25 protein-coding genes are annotated in these 19,079 nt (G+C 40.6%); 3 read left to right on the forward strand and 22 right to left on the reverse strand.

Translation table 11 applies throughout. The features are described from left to right. Positions 1-2: 2 nt before the first annotated feature. The 6 genes from dxs to nusB all read right to left on the reverse strand — a co-directional run bounded on the left by dxs (position 3) and on the right by nusB (position 5,885). Positions 3-1,892 (reverse strand): 1-deoxy-D-xylulose-5-phosphate synthase, encoded by a 1,890-nt coding sequence (gene dxs / locus MUG87_RS07495; protein ID WP_247086872.1) that lies wholly within the window; start codon positions 1,890-1,892, stop codon positions 3-5. A gap of 259 nt (positions 1,893-2,151) precedes the next feature. Next, positions 2,152-3,039, reverse strand: a complete 888-nt coding sequence (locus tag MUG87_RS07500; RefSeq protein ID WP_247086873.1) for a polyprenyl synthetase family protein — start codon at positions 3,037-3,039, stop codon at positions 2,152-2,154. Further along, the gene (locus MUG87_RS07505; RefSeq protein WP_247086874.1) at positions 3,036-3,260 is read right to left on the reverse strand and encodes an exodeoxyribonuclease VII small subunit; all 225 of its coding nucleotides are present in this window, start codon (positions 3,258-3,260) and stop codon (positions 3,036-3,038) included. The genes MUG87_RS07500 and MUG87_RS07505 overlap by 4 nt, the downstream gene beginning before the upstream one ends. Continuing rightward, positions 3,238-4,602 carry an exodeoxyribonuclease VII large subunit gene (gene xseA, locus MUG87_RS07510; RefSeq protein ID WP_247086875.1) on the reverse strand — a complete coding sequence of 455 codons (1,365 nt, stop codon included), beginning with the start codon at positions 4,600-4,602 and terminating at the stop codon, positions 3,238-3,240. The genes MUG87_RS07505 and xseA overlap by 23 nt, the downstream gene beginning before the upstream one ends. A gap of 12 nt (positions 4,603-4,614) precedes the next feature. After that, entirely contained in the window at positions 4,615-5,472 is an 858-nt protein-coding gene (folD, locus tag MUG87_RS07515) for a bifunctional methylenetetrahydrofolate dehydrogenase/methenyltetrahydrofolate cyclohydrolase FolD (protein ID WP_247086876.1), read from the reverse strand. Between the two features lie 20 nt (positions 5,473-5,492). Beyond that, a complete protein-coding gene (gene nusB / locus MUG87_RS07520) occupies positions 5,493-5,885 on the reverse strand; it encodes a transcription antitermination factor NusB (RefSeq protein WP_247086877.1) in 393 nt (130 codons plus the stop codon). A 350-nt stretch (positions 5,886-6,235) separates the two neighbouring features. Between nusB and MUG87_RS07525 the strand changes: the two genes are divergently transcribed. Further along, the gene (locus MUG87_RS07525; protein ID WP_247086878.1) at positions 6,236-6,745 is read left to right on the forward strand and encodes a GNAT family N-acetyltransferase; all 510 of its coding nucleotides are present in this window, start codon (positions 6,236-6,238) and stop codon (positions 6,743-6,745) included. A 105-nt stretch (positions 6,746-6,850) separates the two neighbouring features. On the opposite strand, the gene MUG87_RS07530 is transcribed toward MUG87_RS07525, so the two are convergent. The 3 genes from MUG87_RS07530 to accB are packed head-to-tail and all read right to left on the reverse strand — an operon-like array spanning position 6,851 to position 9,130. Then, complete coding sequence (locus MUG87_RS07530; RefSeq protein WP_247086879.1) at positions 6,851-7,243, reverse strand: Asp23/Gls24 family envelope stress response protein; 393 nt, start codon at positions 7,241-7,243, stop codon at positions 6,851-6,853. A gap of 19 nt (positions 7,244-7,262) precedes the next feature. Further along, complete coding sequence (gene accC, locus MUG87_RS07535) at positions 7,263-8,615, reverse strand: acetyl-CoA carboxylase biotin carboxylase subunit (RefSeq protein ID WP_247086880.1); 1,353 nt, start codon at positions 8,613-8,615, stop codon at positions 7,263-7,265. 32 nt (positions 8,616-8,647) lie between these two features. Next, positions 8,648-9,130 carry an acetyl-CoA carboxylase biotin carboxyl carrier protein gene (gene accB, locus MUG87_RS07540; protein ID WP_247086881.1) on the reverse strand — a complete coding sequence of 161 codons (483 nt, stop codon included), beginning with the start codon at positions 9,128-9,130 and terminating at the stop codon, positions 8,648-8,650. Positions 9,131-9,441: 311 nt separating this feature from the next. On the opposite strand from accB, the gene MUG87_RS07545 reads away from it, so the two are divergent. Then, complete coding sequence (locus tag MUG87_RS07545) at positions 9,442-9,627, forward strand: hypothetical protein (RefSeq protein ID WP_247086882.1); 186 nt, start codon at positions 9,442-9,444, stop codon at positions 9,625-9,627. A gap of 125 nt (positions 9,628-9,752) precedes the next feature. Here the strand turns inward: MUG87_RS07545 and MUG87_RS07550 are convergent, their stop codons facing one another. The 13 genes from MUG87_RS07550 to MUG87_RS07610 all read right to left on the reverse strand — a co-directional run bounded on the left by MUG87_RS07550 (position 9,753) and on the right by MUG87_RS07610 (position 17,948). Continuing rightward, complete coding sequence (locus MUG87_RS07550) at positions 9,753-10,274, reverse strand: SpoIIIAH-like family protein (RefSeq protein WP_247086883.1); 522 nt, start codon at positions 10,272-10,274, stop codon at positions 9,753-9,755. Between the two features lie 12 nt (positions 10,275-10,286). Further along, positions 10,287-10,925 (reverse strand): stage III sporulation protein AG, encoded by a 639-nt coding sequence (gene spoIIIAG / locus MUG87_RS07555; RefSeq protein WP_247086884.1) that lies wholly within the window; start codon positions 10,923-10,925, stop codon positions 10,287-10,289. Next, on the reverse strand, positions 10,912-11,529 hold the full coding sequence (gene spoIIIAF, locus MUG87_RS07560; protein ID WP_247086885.1) for a stage III sporulation protein AF: 618 nt from the start codon (positions 11,527-11,529) through the stop codon (positions 10,912-10,914). The genes spoIIIAG and spoIIIAF overlap by 14 nt, the downstream gene beginning before the upstream one ends. Before the next feature lie 10 nt (positions 11,530-11,539). Further along, positions 11,540-12,706, reverse strand: coding sequence for a stage III sporulation protein AE (gene spoIIIAE, locus MUG87_RS07565; protein ID WP_247086886.1), 1,167 nt, complete (start codon positions 12,704-12,706; stop codon positions 11,540-11,542). 3 nt (positions 12,707-12,709) lie between these two features. Then, complete coding sequence (gene spoIIIAD / locus MUG87_RS07570; protein WP_247087579.1) at positions 12,710-13,099, reverse strand: stage III sporulation protein AD; 390 nt, start codon at positions 13,097-13,099, stop codon at positions 12,710-12,712. 20 nt (positions 13,100-13,119) lie between these two features. Further along, positions 13,120-13,323 (reverse strand): stage III sporulation protein AC, encoded by a 204-nt coding sequence (spoIIIAC, locus tag MUG87_RS07575; RefSeq protein ID WP_247086887.1) that lies wholly within the window; start codon positions 13,321-13,323, stop codon positions 13,120-13,122. Positions 13,324-13,333: 10 nt separating this feature from the next. Next, on the reverse strand, positions 13,334-13,849 hold the full coding sequence (spoIIIAB, locus tag MUG87_RS07580; RefSeq protein WP_247086888.1) for a stage III sporulation protein SpoIIIAB: 516 nt from the start codon (positions 13,847-13,849) through the stop codon (positions 13,334-13,336). Then, on the reverse strand, positions 13,843-14,757 hold the full coding sequence (gene spoIIIAA, locus MUG87_RS07585; protein WP_247086889.1) for a stage III sporulation protein AA: 915 nt from the start codon (positions 14,755-14,757) through the stop codon (positions 13,843-13,845). Before spoIIIAA ends, spoIIIAB begins: the two co-directional genes overlap by 7 nt. A gap of 72 nt (positions 14,758-14,829) precedes the next feature. Next, a complete protein-coding gene (locus MUG87_RS07590; protein WP_247087581.1) occupies positions 14,830-15,069 on the reverse strand; it encodes a YqhV family protein in 240 nt (79 codons plus the stop codon). 167 nt (positions 15,070-15,236) lie between these two features. After that, positions 15,237-15,794, reverse strand: a complete 558-nt coding sequence (gene efp, locus MUG87_RS07595) for an elongation factor P (RefSeq protein ID WP_247086890.1) — start codon at positions 15,792-15,794, stop codon at positions 15,237-15,239. A gap of 18 nt (positions 15,795-15,812) precedes the next feature. Beyond that, the gene (pepQ, locus tag MUG87_RS07600; protein ID WP_247086891.1) at positions 15,813-16,874 is read right to left on the reverse strand and encodes a Xaa-Pro dipeptidase; all 1,062 of its coding nucleotides are present in this window, start codon (positions 16,872-16,874) and stop codon (positions 15,813-15,815) included. Then, entirely contained in the window at positions 16,867-17,307 is a 441-nt protein-coding gene (aroQ, locus tag MUG87_RS07605; RefSeq protein ID WP_247086892.1) for a type II 3-dehydroquinate dehydratase, read from the reverse strand. The genes pepQ and aroQ overlap by 8 nt, the downstream gene beginning before the upstream one ends. A 137-nt stretch (positions 17,308-17,444) precedes the next feature. Beyond that, positions 17,445-17,948: a YqhR family membrane protein gene (locus tag MUG87_RS07610; protein ID WP_247086893.1), complete on the reverse strand. Its 504-nt coding sequence runs from the start codon at positions 17,946-17,948 to the stop codon at positions 17,445-17,447. A gap of 172 nt (positions 17,949-18,120) precedes the next feature. Here MUG87_RS07610 and MUG87_RS07615 point away from each other — a divergent pair, with 172 nt between their 5' ends. Next, positions 18,121-19,044 (forward strand): DUF1385 domain-containing protein, encoded by a 924-nt coding sequence (locus tag MUG87_RS07615; RefSeq protein WP_247086894.1) that lies wholly within the window; start codon positions 18,121-18,123, stop codon positions 19,042-19,044. The last annotated feature ends 35 nt before the right edge of the window (positions 19,045-19,079 follow it).

The raw sequence follows: 19,079 nt of genomic DNA on the forward strand, positions 1-19,079 counted from the left end.
TATTACGCCCTTTTTTCTTTTGACGGCAACAACGCTTGTACACGCTCTACCGTATCTTTTGTTGTCATACCGATTTCTTCAAGTAATTTATCTACACTGCCATGCTCGATAAATACGTCCGGAATTCCCATGCGGTCAATTTTCGCTTGATAGCCTTTTTCTTGAGCGAACTCTAAAACTGCACTTCCAAATCCACCAGCTAGGCAAGCTTCTTCAATTGTTAAAATGGGGATATTTGCACCCAGAAGTTCATGTAAATATACCTCATCCATCGGCTTAATAAAGCGTGCATTAACAACTTTAACAGCTATCCCGGTTTGTGCAAGAATTTCCGCTGCTTCCATTGCCATAGGAATTGTTGTACCAAACGTTAAAATAGCCGCATCTTCACCTTCACGTAAGGTGTCCCACGTACCGATTGGGATTACTTTTAGCTCTTCCTCCATTTGTACGCCATACCCATTACCGCGCGGATAACGTAAAGCAATCGGACCTTTTTCGTACGAAACAGCTGTATATACCATATGCTGTCCTTCATTTTCATCCTTAGGCATCATAATGACCAAGTTTGGCATATGGCGTAAAAATGCAATGTCGAATACACCTTGATGAGTTTCTCCATCTGCCCCTACCAATCCAGCACGGTCAATGCCGAAAAATACATTGAGATTCTGGCGACATACATCATGTAGCACCTGGTCGTACGCGCGTTGCAAGAACGTAGAATAAATTGCCAAAAACGGCTTCATCCCTTGTGTTGCAAGGCCTGCCGCCATCGTTGTCGCGTGTTGCTCTGCAATTCCCACATCAAACATACGATCTGGAAATTCCTTTGCAAAGTTTTCTAATTTAGAACCTACTGGCATTGCTGGTGTAACAGCTACAATGCGCGAATCTTCCTTCGCGAGCTTGCGAACTGTTTCACTTACTACCTTACTCCATGCCGGCGGTGCACTGACAGGCCCAACAAAATTCCCCGATTCAATTTTATAAGGACCTGTTCCGTGCCAAGTACCAATTACATCACTTTCAGCGGGTTTATAACCCTTCCCTTTTTTCGTAATTACATGGACTAGAACAGGACCTTTTGTTTTCTTCGCATAATGTAGGTTTTCCAATAAGCTTTCAAAATCATGACCATCCACTGGACCGAGGTAAGTAAAACCAAGTTCTTCAAAGAATACGCCAGAAACAAGCATATATTTTAAGCTATCTTTCAAACGTTCCGCTGTAGCAGCAACCCTGCCGCCCACCGCTGGAATTTTTTTCAACAAGTACTCTAGCTCATCTTTTACCCAATGGTATTTTCCTGCTGTACGCAAACGCCCCAGAACATTATGCAATGCTCCTACGTTCGGGGCAATTGACATCTCATTATCATTTAAAATTACAGTAATATCTGTTTTCTCATGACCAATATGATTTAGCGCCTCTAATGCCATACCGCCGGTTAAAGCACCGTCACCGATAATGGGTACAATGTATTCCTTCGTCTTCTTCAAATCACGAGCAATTGCCATTCCCATAGCGGCGGATAGAGACGTTGAGCTATGACCCGTTTCCCATACATCATGTTCACTTTCACAACGCTTAGGAAATCCACAAAGCCCTTTATATTGACGAAGTGTTCCAAAATCTTTCGCTCGCCCTGTTAAAATTTTATGTACATAAGATTGATGTCCCACATCCCATAAGAATTTATCCTCTGGACTGCTAAATACTTTATGAAGAGCGATCGTCAACTCGACAACACCAAGATTAGGAGCAATATGTCCGCCTGTTGTAGACAATTCCTTAATTAAAAACTCACGTATATCTGCGCTCAGCGCCACCAGCTCGTCAACTGACATCTTTTTCAAAAAACCTGGATTTTGAATTTGCGTCAGATCCATCAGGACCACTCACTTTCATCTCATAATCGAAATTAGTTTTATCCGTAAACCTCACCATGTAACAGGCGCTCTTGTATTCCACCGATGCCTACAAGTCACCTAAACAGCGTGTACAACCCCTTCCAAAGGGTTATGAAAAAATAGCCGCTAACACAAAGTGATAACGGCTACCATTTCTATATAGTTTTACCGATGATAATGAAAAAACTTTGTGTTTCATTTATACCATAAAATGAAATATTGCTCAACAAAAGTCCCTTTAATTGTTTCTGTTTACTACAAGATCACAAAGCGCGTGTAAGTAGACTGTATTCAATTCCAGGTCATCAATAGCGTTTCTTGCTTTTTCTGCTGTTTCATGCAGAGCTATTTTTGCACCTTCTATTGAAAGTAACTCTGTATACGTACTCTTTCCGTTTCCAATATCACTGCCCACCGGTTTGCCAATTTCAGCTTCCGTTCCCTCTACATCTAAAATATCATCACGAATTTGAAACGCCAACCCGAGATTTGCAGCAAATGCAAGTAATTTTTCAATCTGTTTCTCAGTCGCTCCTGCCAATACTGCACCTGCTAGCACCGCAAACTCCAACAGTCTTCCTGTTTTACGTTTGTGGATATATTCTAAATCAGCAACAGACAATGATTGTCCTTCTCCTTGCATATCCGCTACCTGACCAGCCACCATCCCCTCTGGACCAGCAGCATTAGCCAATTCAGAAATGATGCGTAGCCTTACTTCAGGTGTTACATCACTATGCGAGTAACGTGCAATAACCTCAAACGCCATCGTAAGTAAAGCATCTCCCGAAAGCGTAGCTATCGCTTCTCCAAACACCTTGTGGTTAGTTGGTTTACCTCTTCGTAAATCGTCATCATCCATACATGGCAGATCATCATGAATCAAAGAGTACGTATGGATCATTTCCAATGCACATGCTGTTGCCATTCCTAGCTCCTTTGGTTTACCAAAAGCCTCAAGTGTTGCGAACAATAACAAAGGGCGCACTCGCTTTCCCCCTGCTTGTAACGAATACAGCATGGACTCCTTCAAAATGGCTGGACTTTCTAATCGCTTAACAAAAGCTACAAGCTCATGTTCAATAAACTGTTTGTTTTCTTTTGCGAAAGTGGTAAAAGTCATCATGCTTCTTCCCCTTGAAACGGGCGCAGTTGACCGTCTTCACTTAAAATAGTCGTCATCTGCTGCTCCACATGCTTTAATTTATCATCACAGAGTTTAGAAAGCTCCATTCCCTCTTTGAAATAGGTGATCGCTTCTTCAAGTGGTACATCGCCTTGTTCAAGCTTCAATACAATCTGCTCAAGAGCGGCAATGGCTTCTTCAAAGTTCATTTGTTTTTTCATTCAGTTCACGCTCCTCAATTCCCCATACATGACAATCTGCAATTCCATCTGTTAGCCTTACTGAGATTGTATCACCCGGCTCCAGCTGCTTCACGCTATTTACAATCCGTTGCTCTTTATAGGCCACGCTATATCCGCGAATCATCACCTGCAATGGACTTAAAACTGCTAGCTTTTCCGCCATTCTTAAAAATGTATGTTCATGAGCTGATAGTATATCCTTCATTTCTCTTTCCATCTGCTTGCGAAGCATATTAGCTTGCTGTTTGGAGGCAGCTATCTTTTGCGCAGGATGTCCGGCTTGCAAACGAAGCTGTAAACGCTCAAGCAAGCGCTGCTGTTTTTGCTGATAGTGTATTGCACCTTGTGATAATCGGTCGAGCAGGCGATCTAAATGCTCTTCCTTTTGTATGTACAACTGCTTCGGATGTCGAAATATGTAGGAGGATTGCAATGATTGAAGCTGCTCTTTTTTACTATTTACAACCTCACGCAATGCGCGCTGCAATCTAAGTCTCCGTTGCCTAATTCTCTCTTCAATTTCCACCATACTCGGAACGGCAAGTTCAGCAGCTGCGGTTGGTGTAGGTGCTCTTAAATCCGCTACAAAATCTGCAATTGTAAAATCTGTTTCGTGTCCTACCGCCGAGATAAGTGGAATGTGACTGTTAAAAATAGCACGTGCCACCGGCTCTTCATTAAATGCCCATAACTCTTCAATAGAGCCACCACCCCGACCTACAATCAATACATCGATATCACTGCGCAAATTTGCTTGTTCGATAGCCCGCACGATAGAAGCTGCAGCAAACTCTCCTTGTACCAAAGCAGGCAATATCATAATATCAGCAATAGGGTATCGCCTTTTAATTGTGGTTACAATATCGCGTACTGCGGCGCCGGTTGGAGAAGTAATGACACCAATAGTACGTGGATAAGCAGGCAATGTTTTTTTATACACTTGGGAAAACAGACCTTCGCGTTCTAACTGCGCTTTTAACTGCTCGTAAGCGAGATACAAATTTCCCACTCCATCAGCTTGCATATCTTGTACATACATTTGATAGTTGCCGCCCGCTTCATATATACTGATTTGACCTTTAACCAGCACCTTCATTCCGTCTTCGGGACGAAAAGCAATTCTACGATTCGCGTTGGCAAACATAACTGCCGAAATTCGTGCTTGTTCATCTTTTAAGGTAAAATACATATGCCCGCGACTATGATATTTAAAGTTTGAAATTTCTCCCTTTAGCCAAACTTGCTGCAAGTGCACATCGCGGTCCATTTTCGCTTTTAGATAACGGGTTAATGCTGTAACCGTTAAATATTGTTTTTCCATTGTCTTCTTCCCTTATTTGTTTGCAACTGTACGTTCTGCTGATAATACTGTGTTATGAAGCAACATTGTAATTGTCATCGGTCCCACACCTTTTGGGACCGGGGTAATGTAGCCAGCCACTTGTTCTACTTCATCAAAATCTACATCTCCGCAAAGTTTTCCTGTTTCTAAACGGTTTACACCGACATCAATAACAACAGCGCCTTCTTTGACATAATCTGCTGTAACAAATTTAGCCTTACCGATTGCGACTACCAGAATGTCAGCTTGTTTTGCAAGTTCTTTTACATTTGGCGTGCGAGAATGACAATACGTAACTGTTGCATGTTCATTTAAGAACAGTTGTCCCACCGGTTTACCAACAATATTACTCCGTCCAATAACAACAACATGTTTACCGCTGATTTCAATGTTTTTTTCTTTAACCAATTCAATAATACCATGCGGTGTACAAGGTAAAAATGTATCTTGCCCTATCATCATGCGACCGATATTGATTGGATGAAAGCCATCCACATCTTTTTCCGGTGAGATTCTTTCAATAACAGCTTCTTCGCGAATATGCTTTGGCAGCGGAAGCTGAACGAGAAGACCATGAATACGTGGATCCTCGTTGATTCGATCGATTTCCTGTAAGAGCTGCTCCTCTGTAATGGTTTCTGGCATTTCAATTAATTCAAAGTATATCCCAGCTTCTTCACTTGCTTTTCCCTTTCCGGTTACATACGAACGAGAAGCTGGATTATTACCGACTAAAATTACAGCCAACCCTGGTGTAATTCCTTTGCCTTTTAGTACATTTACTCTTTCTTTAATTTCATTGCGTTTTTTTTGTGCGATTTCCATTCCTTTAATGAGCTCTGCTGCCATCTCTTACTCCCCCGTATCTGTTAAATTGTTTCTTTTATTTTGGATAAAACGCCGTTGATAAAGCGGCGAGATTCCTCATCACCAAATACCTTTGCTACTTCAATAGCTTCATTAATAGAAACACTGTGTGGGATATCTTCCATATATTTCATTTCATATACAGCAACACGCAGGATATTGCGATCGACAATCCCAATGCGATTCATTTTCCAGTTATCAAGGTTTGGCGCAATAAGAGCATCCAATTCTTCCTTATGCGCAGTGCAACCTGTTACCAGCTCTTCTAAAAATTCATTATTACTTTCTTGCTCGTCTAATGTATTTTTTATAGCTGACATTGCATCCAAGTCACTCGTTATATCCATTTGGTACAAAGCCTGCATCGCTTTTTCCCTTGCCTTTCTTCTTTTCATACGTAATTCTCCTTTTGTTTTCTATTTATGTTTTGTTATAGTATCGCAATTTATCACGTGTTGTACAGATTATGTTATGTATGTTCTTGTACAATATCATGATAATACCACAATTCCTCTTTTTATACACTTCTTCTTACTAGATAAAAGCGAAAAATATGAACTACAATACCCGTCACCATACAAAATGTACGGATTTTTCAGACAAGAACAAGTATGAGTTTTCAATTCCTGTCATTACTTAGAAAAAACGTATACATGGTGAATTCTTTTAAATACTAATCCTAAAACGTTTCATACTCATCACTTTTTATCATACAAATGCTTATCATATCATAAGGGAGGCCATCATGGAATTTCGTATTTTAACAACAGAGGAAATTCATGACTTTTGGGAGTTACGGTTGCATGGTTTGCGTGAGCATCCTGAATCATTTAGTGCGAGTTACGATGAATTTGTAAAACGCCCCATCGGAGAGGTCATGGAAAGCTTTCCAACAGAAAACAATCATTTTGTTCTCGGCGCATTCTCAGAAGGTCAACTTGTGGGCATTGCTGGGTTTAGACAGGAGCAAGGTGAAAAAATGAAACACAAAGGGACCGTATGGGGGGTTTATGTAAATCCAGACAGTCAGGGTGGAGGTATCGGTAAACAGCTCATTGCTGCGTTGCTAGAAACCATCACAACTCAGCTGCCTGAACTTGAACAGATTCATCTCATGGTCGGCGGACAAAATGCAAAAGCAAAAGCTTTGTATGAAGCATTCGGGTTTCAAACATACGGCATTGAGAAAAAGTCCTTGAAAATCGCAGAAAATCAATACGTTGATGAAGAACATATGGTTCTAATGTTGAATTGAATTTGATACTTCTTGAGGGCAAGATTCTCTTGGTTCACTTAATAAATGCGCACCTTCAAGGTATTCAAACAAAAAAGACTTGCGCCTGCGCGCAAGTCTTTTTTTTTACAGAGCCTCTACCTCTGCTTTTTGCGTTTCAAAAGTAACTCCCACAACATGAACGTTAATCTCTTTTAATTCAAGTCCTGTCATCGTTAAAAGCGCTTGACGAATGTTGTCTTGAATTTTCTGTGCAGTCGTCGGTATGGATACGCCAAAAAACATTTGTACATATACGTCCACAAGAATACCTTCATTTGTTAGTTCTACTTTTACGCCTTTGCCGTGATTTTTCTTACCTAGCTTTTCAACAACACCTGTAGCAAAGTTACCGCGCATTGCAGCTACACCTTCTACTTCCGCAGCCGCAATACCTGCAATTACTTCAATTACTTCAGGGGCAATTTCAACTTTCCCAAGGGTTGTTTCTTGTCCCATATCTAACATATGTTCAGTCATGTGTGAACCTCCTTTTTGTTTATCTCATAATAATCTCATGCTCTTCTAAAAACTTTGTATTAAAGTCACCTTCTACAAATGCAGGATGCTCTAAGAGCTGTAAGTGAAATGGAATAGTAGTGTGCACACCCTCAATTACAAATTCACTTAGCGCTCGCTTCATCTTCGCAATTGCTTCTTCACGCGTCTTTCCATGCGTGATTAACTTTGCAACCATGGAATCATAGTAAGGAGGGATGACGTACCCAGGATACACGGCTGAGTCAATACGTACACCATATCCTCCCGGCGGAAGGTACATTTGCACTTTTCCTGCAGATGGCATAAAGTTTTTAGCTGGATTCTCCGCATTAATTCGACATTCAATCGCCCATCCTTGGAATTGGACATCTTGCTGTGTCAAAGATAATGGTTCTCCGGCTGCCACACGTAATTGCTCCTTTATTAAGTCAACGCCGGTCACCATTTCAGTAACAGGATGCTCTACTTGAATTCTTGTATTCATTTCCATGAAATAAAATCTCTTTAGCTTATGCTCGTAGATAAACTCAACTGTTCCAGCACCGCGGTAATTTACTGCTTGTGCTGCTTTAACCGCAGCTTCACCCATTTGGGCGCGAATCTCTGCATCAAGAGCAGGAGATGGTGTTTCTTCAAGCAATTTTTGCAGGCGTCGCTGAATCGTACAATCGCGTTCTCCCAAGTGAATGATATTTCCATGCGCATCAGCTATCACCTGGATTTCAACGTGACGGAAATCCTCTATGTACTTCTCGATGTACACGCCAGGGTTTCCAAAGGCTGTGCTTGCTTCCTGCTGTGTAATCTGGATACCTTTTACAAGCTCTTGCTCGGTTCGTGCTACGCGAATTCCTTTTCCGCCACCGCCGGCCGTTGCCTTAATAATAACAGGATAGCCCATTTTTGATGCAAGTTCAACTGCAGACTCTATGCTTTTGATGATGCCTTTAGATCCAGGGACAATTGGAACACCCGCCTGCTCCATTGTGTCGCGCGCTACATCCTTTGTTCCCATTTTAGATATAGCCTCTGGGCTTGGACCAATAAAAATTAAATTGCATTCTTCACATAACTCAGCAAAATCAGCGTTTTCAGCCAAGAAGCCGTAACCGGGATGAATGGCATCACACCCTGTTAATTTTGCTACACTAATGATATTTGTAAAGTTTAAATAGCTTTCTTTAGATGCTGTGGGTCCTACACAATACGCCTCATCTGCAAGCTGTACATGAAGTGCTTCACGGTCAGCTTCAGAATAGATGGCAACTGTCTCAATACCTAATTCTTTACAAGCGCGAATAATGCGTACAGCAATCTCACCTCGGTTTGCTATCAATACCTTTTTAATCATAAGACAAAACTCCCTCTTACGTGCTTAGTCAATTATCGTACTAAAAATAAAGGCTGTCCGTATTCTACAAGTTGTCCATTTTTCACTAAGATCTCTACGATTTCTCCTTCAACTTCTGCTTCGATTTCATTGAATAGTTTCATTGCTTCTACAATGCATACGACTGTATCTGCAGAAATGCGGTCACCTACTTTTACATAAGCAGACGCATCCGGAGATGGTGAAGCGTAAAATGTCCCTACCATGGGCGAAGTAATTTTATGGAGATTCTCTTCGGAAACAGCCGCTTTCGGAGCTTCTTGTACTGGCACTGAAACAGGTACAGAAACAGGTGTAGATTCCATAGCAGCTGCTTTTTCTTCCACTATGATGGAACGAGGTGCTTCATAAGTTAACGCAGTGCTGATTTGCTTCTTCATCTTAATAGTTGCACCGTCTAACGTGTATTCAAATTCATCAATGTTTGAGTTATCAATCAACTTAATTAGTTCACGGACTTCTTGAATTTTGAACATTATCATCCACTCCCATATGCTTGTTTACTACTTTATCTTACGACAATTTTTTGAAAATTCCAACCGTACAAACTTTTTAGTATGTCTTCTCTGTTAATATAGCTAAATATTATTACCTAGTAATAATATCAACTGTAACATAAAATTGGCAAGACCACTTTTAAAATAAATTATATCATATTTTATGGAAATCAATAAAAAACCGTAATACTATCCTTTTCGCCATATTCTTTAACATTTCCTTCACAGACCATTAATATAAGACTGCTATGATTTGTTTGTAGTTTAATCCTTATCAAGGAGCGTGTGTCATGAACATTTGGTTGCTTTTATTCGTTCCTATGATTTTCGTATGGGCTGCCGTTGTATGGATTGAATATCTAGCAAAGAATAGTGCCCGCATGCTACAAGAGCCCTCTATTTTTCACATGAGCACACATCACTTGTTATACAGAGAAAGATATTGTGTTATAGAAAAACGCCCAATCCGAAACTAACTGATAAGGTTCTGTGCGTTTTTCTACTCACCAAAGGGCTACCTTAAAGTTTGATGCTGATATGTAATGAAGAGTTTTAACAGAGTCGAAAAAAAAGAAACCGCCATGAAGGGCGGTTTCCTTATTTACTTGGCTGGGTCAAAACGCACTGCAACTTTTTGTGCGCCAATTTCTTTTGTGACAAGCTGGATAATGTTGTTCGCTTCTTTGTTAGAGTGCTTATCTGCTTTAACAGTAATTTGTACATCCGTTCCGTCAGCTCGTACTAAAGCGTCTTTATAGCCCTGTGATTTAATTAATGTCTCTAACACAGCTTCTTTCGCAGAAACTTCTTCAATTGCTTCTAGTTGATCTTTTGCCTTGCTCTTTTCTTCTGCAGAAGTGCCAACTGATGTAATTACTTCTTGTAATTTCTCTTTGGCTTCGCTGCGCTTATCTTCCATTTCCAAACGTAGCTGTGCAAATTGCTCATCACCAGATGTTTTGACTGCTATTTCACCCGCTTTTTTACTACCAGCTCTTAGCTGTTCTACAGACTTGCTCACCATATCAGATTTCGATCCATCTGGCGTTATTACATAATATACAGACAGCACCACCACTAAACTCAGCATTGTTAACAACCAAATCGTTTGCTTTTTTACCATTTTAAATCCTCCTCAGCTCTTTTTAGGTGCTACAGATACGCGGTGACTTGGAACATCTAAGTAACGCGTAACCATTTCAATCATTGCTTTTTTCACTTCTATGTTGTCGGCTCCTTTTGCCGTAATGGCCACTCCTCGCACAGGCGGTTTATCTTCCTTAAGTACAATGGGTTCTTCCTTGTCACCTACGCGGATGGTCTTTGGTCTTTCTTCCACAGATTCATCTTCAACGGTTCGTGTCCCACCGTCACGATCAGTTTCATTCGTTTTTTGATGGCGGTTAATGCGCTCTTTTTCTAGCACTTTCACTGCAGTAGAGTCTAAGTTTACAATTACTGTTACATCCTTAACTCCTTGCATCCCTTCCAGTAGCGCCTGTAAGTCTTCTTCATACTGCTTTTCGTATTTTTCAATGGCAGAACCGCTTGTACTTTTTTGCGCAAAAGCAGCTACATCTTTAGGCTCTTCTGGATCGGTACGAAATACAGGCGCTTCCTGCGGTTTGCTTTGAAACAAACTCCCGGAAAACATCAGTAAAATGCCAGCGATTAGTAACAATACGATGATCTTTGGATTAAACTTTTTCCTCTTCTTCTCTTCTTCGTTTGGCTGTAGCCACTTTTGCCAAAAGCTTTGTTTATTGTCGTTCATGTCCCCTCCCTCCTTCCTGTACTATTATTTTGTTTTCCTCTAGTTGCCACTCCTGCGCCAGGAATTGTTGTATATCTTGTGTTGCTTGCTTGTCGACTGTCTGCTGATGCGGCGTGCTTGTGTCGATTTTAACGCGCTTAATTGCCTCAACTGTACCGGATATTTTTCTGTCTGCTTCTTTAAAAGTGACTGAGATTTCTTGAATATCTTCTGGTGATTTCACTTCACTCACAGCAGTAATACGCAAATCAACCACCTGCACACCGTATTCGTCTTCCAGATCTTTTGCGACCTGTTTTTTCATTTGGACAGCCATCTGTTCTAAAATATATGCACGTTGTGAAGCTTGTATTTCTTTTTTCTTCTGATCTATTACATTTTCTATATTTTTTTTTGATGCAGAAGTGTTAAAGCCGGCAATGACCTCTTGTACATCTGTGCGCAGTAATTTAAAAATAGGTGTAAGAATTAGTACGATGAGCAATAAACTCACCACAAACTTAACATATTTTTGTAAGCCCGAATTTGGAAGCAACATGTGAAGTACGGTTGCCAGTAGCAAAAAAACGATAATAGTTCGGATCCACTCTGTAATATAGGCCACGATATCCCTCCTATCGCATCATCAGCGTGACATTACCAGCTGCGACGATAATGGTGATACTCAGAAAAAACATTAGGGAAACAATCGCCAAACATGCAAATACATAAATAATACTTTTTCCGATAATATCCAAACATTGGATGATCGAACCGCTACCTACAGGCTGTAAAATTGCAGCTGCAAATTTATAAATAAACGCAATCGTAAAGATTTTAATCGCTGGAAAAATAACAATTAACAATAGAATGATAACCCCCGCGATTCCTACTGTATTCTTCAGCAGTGCGGAAGCAGTCACAACAGTATCAGCAGCCTCCGTAAACATACGTCCAACTACTGGAATAAAATTCCCTGTAACAAACTTAGCTGTCTTCACCGCAACACCATCGGCCACCGCCGTGGCAGTTCCTTGTACGGACAAAACCCCAAGAAAAACTGTTAAAAAGATTCCTATCAATCCTACGCTCACATTTTGAAACAACTTCGCCAATTTTGTTACCTTGTATTGATCGCTCATTGTACTTACAATACTTAAAATGGTTGCCAAAAATAAAAGAGGCAGTACAACATAATTCATAAGCACACCACTCGTATTCATCAAAAATACGATAATCGGGTGAAAGAAAGATACGGACACAATACCGCCGCCTGCAGCAATCAATCCTAATAAAATTGGTAGCAATGCCAGAATAAAGTCGATCATCATTTGAATCGTTTCTTTAGCATACGTTGTGACGACATAAAAGCTGTTAAGTGCAAAAATCATCAGCACCATATAAACGACCGCATCAGCAATTTTCCCCACATTACTTTTATCAAATGCAGATTGCAGCGATTGTAGCAGCGCACTGAAGATTGTTAGCATAATTAAAGTACCAAGCAGTTTGCCGTTTGCAATTAACTCATGAAATAAATAAGAAAGAAACCCACCAACCCACGCTTCTAATGACAGTTGTTTCTCTCCCTTAACAAACTCCATAAAACTTCCCTTTTGACTTTCCGGCAAATACACACCGTATTTGCTAACAAGCTCGTCCCAGTACTGCTTAATCTCCGTTACACCAATTTGCTCTAGCTGACTATCGGCTATTTTCTGTTGCACCGGGGAGGCTTGTACAGGTACGGAACAAAAGAAAAGAAAGAAAAAGAGAAACAGCATACCTCTTTTTCGCTTCATTGTTTATCCTCCCTTTGGTAAAAAGCCTAAAATAGTTTCAATCACTACTGTTAAAATGGGGATGGCCATCACAAGAATGAGAACTTTACCAGCTAATTCAATTTTAGAGGCAATCGCTCCCTGCCCTGCATCCTTTGTAATTTGCGCACCGAATTCAGCAATGTAAGCAATACCGATAATTTTCAGCAACGTTTCGACATACACGTTATTCACATTCGCTTCGCTGGCAATGCGTTGGATCATGCCCAATATGGCCCCAATTTGATCGATTAAAAACAAAAACATCACTGCACCAACAAACACGATAAACATTGAAGTAATACTTGATTTCTGCTGATTTAATACAGCCGCTAAAAAGGTGGCAATTAATCCGAGACCTACAATTTGTAAAATTTCGATACGTAGCGCCTCCTTTACTGAAACAAAAACACACTCTTGATTTTATCGAACAAGCTATTAATTAATACTGCAACGTGGAGCAGGATAACAACAAAGCCAACTAGAATGGTCCAGTTTGCAATATCCTCTCGCTTCAGCTCTTTTAACACTGTGTGAATGAAAGCCAAGATAATACCGATGCCTGCGATTTGAAAAATAAGTCCTACTTCCATAGACATCACAATCCCCCTAGTACAATAAAATGACGATGAGAAGCCCAGCTAATATTCCCAAACTTTTCATCATTTTTTCATATCGTGCCTGCGCATCCTTTGCCTCGTCTTCTTCTCGCTCCAGATGATTAATACACAGAAGGATATGCTTTTGCTGTGACTCTCGATCATGCTGACCAAGCGTCTCTCCAAACTGCTTTAAAATTTCTTTCTCTGCTTGCTTTAACGCCGTAAGCTTCCATATCTCTCCCAAACTGTCATCCCACGCCTCACGAACCGTTTGATTTCCGTTCTCCAAGCGCTTTTGAAAGCTTTGAAACAACCAATTGATTGGTTTTGGCATTTGTGCTTCTAGTCGCTGTGCTGCTTCTCGTAAAGGGGTATGCCCATACATAATTTCTGCCTCCAGCGACTGCAATGCTGTTTTGAGAAGTCGAATCTGTCTTGGACGTTCGCTCATTTTTTTTGCATATTGAAATCCAATCCATGTCGTTGCGCTGACCACCAGTACAGCACCAATCAACTTCAGCATATTGGCCCCGCCCCCTGTACTCGAAGCATTTGACCTTGACCCGTTTTTACAGCTGCAATGGTTCCAGGTCCTTTTGCTTTAGAAAGCTCAATCACACGTTCAAATACACCGTACTCTATCATCTTTCGTAGAGAAGGTCGTTTTCTCACGTCTTCATACCCATGACCGTGCGCTGTAATAAACAAACCAACACCCGCGTAAACTGCTTCTAATACCGCTTCGACATCTTCTTCTCTTCCAATTTCGTCTGCAATTACTATGTCAGGGCTCATAGAACGAATTAACATCATCATCCCTTCTGCTTTTGGACAAGCATCCAACACGTCTACTCTTACCCCAAGTTCGTATTGCGGCACACCTTTGACTGATCCAGCTATTTCAGAACGTTCGTCTACAATACCGACCTTTGCTGAAGGAATTCCTTTATGGCCTATACTGATAATTCGTGCAAAATCTCGCAGTAATGTGGTTTTCCCTGTTTGAGGAGGCCCGACAATCATTGTATTCTTCCAATTGTTCTCATAGACATACGAAAGTAGCGATTCAGCAATTCCTAGCTTTTGCCGGGCAATTCGAATATTGAATGAAGATACATCACGAATCAACTTGACAGCTCCTTTTTCTGTGACGACTCGTCCAGCCAATCCAATGCGATGTCCACCTCGTATAGTGATATACCCTCTGCGTAGCTCTTCCTCTAATGTATAAATTGAAAACTGACTAATTCTATTTAGCAACTGCATCGCATCTTCTGTTGTCACAAGATAGGGATATACTTTTACACAACCGCCCATGCTGCATTCTAATGGGCGCTGCACACGCATACGAATTTCTTCTAAATGATTTAACTCTACAGTCTGCAATATTTCTTGTACTCGCATTGGTAATAGTTCCAACAGTTCCTTCATACGCGACTCCTTATCATTTTAGCTCTGTCAAAGTTCTCTGTTCATTGTCAATAATAGGCTTTAACACAGCCATCATTTTAAAAGTGCAATAAATATACAGCCAACCCCTAAAACTAGAAAGAACAGCTTTACAAATGACATGCCGCCTGCCACTTGTGTCACACCGATCATCATAGTAATAATCAATACAGTCGGTCCCACAAGGGCTAACATACCATTAATCAATAACGCTTTTTTCACATCATTTACATACAGCATGGACAAGGCGGCCGTAATCTCAATGCTACCTGATATGAGCCGAAGCAATGCCATCGCCAATACGGCAGACTCAATCCATGTCAGCCACTTCAACGTTCCACCTTCTTCCTTTTTACAAAATACGTTTTGTATCACATTATGCAGAGGTTGTCCGTTTCAGAACAATTTTGCATGTAAATACGTGCATAAGAAAAAGGCATCCCTTAAGGAATGCCTTTTTCTTATGCACGTGAAACGTATTTCGCTTCTGCTGTATTGATAATTAATGTTTCGCCTTCATTGATGAAAATTGGAACTTGCACTACAAGTCCTGTTTCCATTGTAGCTGGCTTTGTAACGTTAGAAGCTGTATCACCTTTGATACCAGGCTCTGTCTCTACAACTTTTAACTCAACTGTGTTTGGAAGCTCAACACCAAGTACTTCTCCTTGGAAGGTCATAATATACACTTCCATATTTTCTTTCAAGAATTTCAACTCGCGCTCAATACGTTGACTTGGTAATTCTAATTGCTCATAGCTTTCGTTATCCATGAATACATGCTCATCGCCCATTGCGTATAAATATTGCATGCGACGATTTTCAATATGCGCTTTCTCTACCTTTTCACCTGCACGGAATGTTTTCTCTTGAATTGCCCCTGTTCGTAGGTTACGAAGCTTAGAACGTACGAAAGCTGCTCCTTTTCCAGGCTTTACGTGTTGAAACTCCAATACTTGCCAAAGACCGCCATCTGTTTCAATTGTTAAACCAGTACGAAAATCATTTACTGAGATCATGAAAAAAATCCTCCTATATTATAAAATAATCAGCTCTTTTGGTGAATGCGTTAAAATTTCATTGCCTTCTTCCGTAACAAGCACGTCATCCTCAATGCGCACGCCACCAAGACCCGGAACATAAATACCAGGCTCTACTGTTACAACCATGCCCGGCTCCAGTACCACTTCAGAGCGGAACGCCAATCCCGGTCCTTCATGAACCTCCATACCGATTCCGTGTCCTGTAGAATGGCCGAAATACTCACCATAGCCTTTTTCCGTTATGTAATCACGAGTCAAAGCATCTGCTTCACGTCCCGTCATACCTGCTTTAATGCCGTTTACACCGCGCAACTGCGCTTCTAAAACGATATCATAAATATTTTTCAAATCAGCTGCAGGTTCTCCGACAGCAACCGTGCGAGTAATATCAGAGCAATAGCCTTTATAGTATGCACCAAAATCAAGGGTAATCAATTCACCCTGTTGTATGACCTTTTCAGAAGCTACGCCATGAGGCAATGCAGAACGAAGTCCTGAAGCTACAATAATGTCAAAAGAAGAAGAAGTCGCCCCTTGCTTACGCATGAAAAATTCAAGCTCATTAGAAACCGCTAGTTCTGTAACACCCGGACGAATGAAAGACAAAATATGAGTAAACGCCGCATCTGCAATTTGAGCCGCATCCTTTAATATCTTAATCTCAGATTCCGTCTTAAGCAAGCGTAACTTTTCCACAAGCCCAGATGTTGGTACTAAGTCCACTTCTACCGTTGTTTCGTAAAGTTTAAAAGAAGCGTATGTTAATGCATCTTGTTCAAAGCCAAGCTTTTGAATGCCCAATTGCTTTACTTGCTTTGCAACCTCTTCTACTAACGTACCCGTATGTTGCACAATTTCATACCCCACAGCTTGGTTTTGCGCTTGTTCCACATAGCGAAAATCTGTAATGAAGATCGCACGATCATTTGTAATTAACGCAACACCTGCTGATCCAGTAAACCCTGTCATATATGTACGATTGTACTGACTTGTAATCAATAACCCATCGATTTCCTTGTTGGCAAACAAAGAACGTAATTGTAATAGCTTATCCATTATGTTTCTCCCCCAATAATGCCAAAACGGCTAGTTTGTATCCATAAAACCCCAAACCTACAATTTGTCCTGCAGTAACTGGTGCGGTAACTGAAACATGACGAAACTCTTCACGCTTATGAATATTAGAAATATGTACTTCAATTACAGGAACTGAGATGCTTGCAATTGCATCACGAATTGCATAGCTATAATGCGTGTAAGCACCCGGATTTAGTACAACTCCTTCATATAGTTCATCTGCTTCATGTAGCTTATTAATAATAGCGCCCTCTAGATTAGATTGAAAGCAATCAAGTGCAGCACCATGCTCACTTGCGAATTGACGCAATCCGGATTCAAGGGATTGCAAAGTTTCGGCGCCATACACGCCAACTTCCCGCACACCAAGACGATTTAAATTAGGTCCATTAATAAGCAATAATTTCTTCATGGCAAACTCCTATCAAGTAAAACTTCCATCAATACAAACTATTGTCCTGATGGATAGAAAGCTAAATCATCTCGTCTCACTGTTTTGTGTTAAAACGTGACAAAAAAGAATGTTCATAGAACATTCTACCATACCCTTTACTTATTTGAATAGTTCGCCTCTTTCCCTACACCCGTCAATTTTTGTTCACTTGCTTCAAAAGAGACGGAATAGGCGATGAATACACCGTGTAAGATGAAAATGCATATAGTTGTAACGAGTGTTGCCCTTGAAAGTTCAAAAGGCATATCTACAACAGGGGATAGAAAGCCAATTCCAAAAAATAAAATACCCCACAATATTAACCCTTGTATAACACCGGGGATAACACCCTGAAACTTCTTAAAGAATGCACCGTACAATATCGCCAGTAAAACGGACAAAATTGTCATTACGATTATCCCAGATAAATTTCCCCATACCCCTTCCTTCCATTTTCCTAAAGCAAACGGCATAAGGACATGATTCGGTCCAACATTTGTAAAGGAAAAGATATGAAAAAAATACCAGACAAATCCCCAAAAAAGACCGGCAAATAAACCGATTTGTACTGCTTTTTTTGCTAATGATGTTGGTTTGGGTTGATTTTTATGATTATTCAATATGTACACCTCCGCTCGTTAGTATATCCTTCCGATGACAAATCATGTCTGTGAGTATAGTTGAATTTGTAGCTAGCTTTATACGCTTTGACATGGGCCCTTTCGGTTTCTCTTGTCATGCGGTTAGTTTTACAGATACAATGAAGAAAAACAAATGCAGGTTGGTGTTTACATGACAGAGGAGACAAAACAAATATATGGGGGACAAGCTGTTGTAGAAGGAGTTATGTTTGGCGGTAGAGAATATACAGTTACAGCAATTCGCCGAAAAAACAAAGAGATTGAATTTTTTCGATTACCTAGAACGAACAACAGGCTTTTGCAAGTTACAAAAAAAATTCCTTTTATACGCGGTATCGCAGCAATTGTACATGCTAGTGCAACTGGAGCTAGGCACTTAAATTTTTCTTCGGAACGATTTGGTGTAAATCCAGAAGATGATGATGAAATTGCTAAGCGCAATGAAAACCAATCCAAACTGACAATGCTACTTGGAGTTGCAGTTGTAGGTGTGTTATCTTTTATCTTCGGAAAAGTGATTTTTACGGCAGTACCTGCTATTCTTGCTTCCCTAGCTAAACCTATTTTCCCCACGCACACTGCGCAGGTACTTTTGGAAAGCATCATAAAATTGTTCTTTTTATTAGGTTACATTTATATAATTTCGCTTACACCGCTCGTGAAACGAGTTTTTCAATATCACGGAGCTGAACACAAAGTCATTAATGCCTATGAGAATAACTTACCACTTACCGTAGAGAATGTGCAGCGCCAAACGAGGCTTCATTATCGCTGCGGTAGCAGTTTTATTCTTTTTACCGTTATCATCAGTATGTTTATTTACTTATTGGTACCAACAGAACCGCTTTGGCTACGCCTTATAAACCGCTTAGCATTAATTCCTGTTGTTCTTGGTATTTCATTTGAAGTACTGCAGCTCACCAACAAATTGCGAGACGTTCCGGTGCTTCGCTTTCTGGGCTACCCGGGACTTTGGTTACAATTGCTTACAACCAAAGAACCAACTGACCAACAAGTAGAGGTTGCCCTTGCTTCTTTTAATGAATTACTTCGTTTAGAGCAAAAGCACTCATAAATATTCCGCTCTTCTCAATATGATTAAATAAATGC

Origin of the sequence: Ectobacillus sp. JY-23 (assembly GCF_023022965.1) — a bacterium.
GTDB lineage: Bacteria > Bacillota > Bacilli > Bacillales > Bacillaceae_G > Ectobacillus.

What these genes read in the sequence shown, in the direction of transcription:
- dxs (WP_247086872.1), bottom strand. Translation starts at nt 1,892, where the DNA reads ATGGATCTGACGCAAATTCAAAATCCAGGTTTTTTGAAAAAGATGTCA.
- MUG87_RS07500 (WP_247086873.1), bottom strand. Translation starts at nt 3,039, where the DNA reads ATGATGACTTTTACCACTTTCGCAAAAGAAAACAAACAGTTTATTGAA.
- MUG87_RS07505 (WP_247086874.1), bottom strand. Translation starts at nt 3,260, where the DNA reads ATGAAAAAACAAATGAACTTTGAAGAAGCCATTGCCGCTCTTGAGCAG.
- xseA (WP_247086875.1), bottom strand. Translation starts at nt 4,602, where the DNA reads ATGGAAAAACAATATTTAACGGTTACAGCATTAACCCGTTATCTAAAA.
- folD (WP_247086876.1), bottom strand. Translation starts at nt 5,472, where the DNA reads ATGGCAGCAGAGCTCATTAAAGGAATGGAAATCGCACAAAAAAAACGC.
- nusB (WP_247086877.1), bottom strand. Translation starts at nt 5,885, where the DNA reads ATGAAAAGAAGAAAGGCAAGGGAAAAAGCGATGCAGGCTTTGTACCAA.
- MUG87_RS07525 (WP_247086878.1), top strand. Translation starts at nt 6,236, where the DNA reads ATGGAATTTCGTATTTTAACAACAGAGGAAATTCATGACTTTTGGGAG.
- MUG87_RS07530 (WP_247086879.1), bottom strand. Translation starts at nt 7,243, where the DNA reads ATGACTGAACATATGTTAGATATGGGACAAGAAACAACCCTTGGGAAA.
- accC (WP_247086880.1), bottom strand. Translation starts at nt 8,615, where the DNA reads ATGATTAAAAAGGTATTGATAGCAAACCGAGGTGAGATTGCTGTACGC.
- accB (WP_247086881.1), bottom strand. Translation starts at nt 9,130, where the DNA reads ATGTTCAAAATTCAAGAAGTCCGTGAACTAATTAAGTTGATTGATAAC.
- MUG87_RS07545 (WP_247086882.1), top strand. Translation starts at nt 9,442, where the DNA reads ATGAACATTTGGTTGCTTTTATTCGTTCCTATGATTTTCGTATGGGCT.
- MUG87_RS07550 (WP_247086883.1), bottom strand. Translation starts at nt 10,274, where the DNA reads ATGGTAAAAAAGCAAACGATTTGGTTGTTAACAATGCTGAGTTTAGTG.
- spoIIIAG (WP_247086884.1), bottom strand. Translation starts at nt 10,925, where the DNA reads ATGAACGACAATAAACAAAGCTTTTGGCAAAAGTGGCTACAGCCAAAC.
- spoIIIAE (WP_247086886.1), bottom strand. Translation starts at nt 12,706, where the DNA reads ATGAAGCGAAAAAGAGGTATGCTGTTTCTCTTTTTCTTTCTTTTCTTT.
- spoIIIAC (WP_247086887.1), bottom strand. Translation starts at nt 13,323, where the DNA reads ATGTCTATGGAAGTAGGACTTATTTTTCAAATCGCAGGCATCGGTATT.
- spoIIIAB (WP_247086888.1), bottom strand. Translation starts at nt 13,849, where the DNA reads ATGCTGAAGTTGATTGGTGCTGTACTGGTGGTCAGCGCAACGACATGG.
- spoIIIAA (WP_247086889.1), bottom strand. Translation starts at nt 14,757, where the DNA reads ATGAAGGAACTGTTGGAACTATTACCAATGCGAGTACAAGAAATATTG.
- MUG87_RS07590 (WP_247087581.1), bottom strand. Translation starts at nt 15,069, where the DNA reads ATGGCATTGCTTCGGCTCATATCAGGTAGCATTGAGATTACGGCCGCC.
- efp (WP_247086890.1), bottom strand. Translation starts at nt 15,794, where the DNA reads ATGATCTCAGTAAATGATTTTCGTACTGGTTTAACAATTGAAACAGAT.
- pepQ (WP_247086891.1), bottom strand. Translation starts at nt 16,874, where the DNA reads ATGGATAAGCTATTACAATTACGTTCTTTGTTTGCCAACAAGGAAATC.
- aroQ (WP_247086892.1), bottom strand. Translation starts at nt 17,307, where the DNA reads ATGAAGAAATTATTGCTTATTAATGGACCTAATTTAAATCGTCTTGGT.
- MUG87_RS07615 (WP_247086894.1), top strand. Translation starts at nt 18,121, where the DNA reads ATGACAGAGGAGACAAAACAAATATATGGGGGACAAGCTGTTGTAGAA.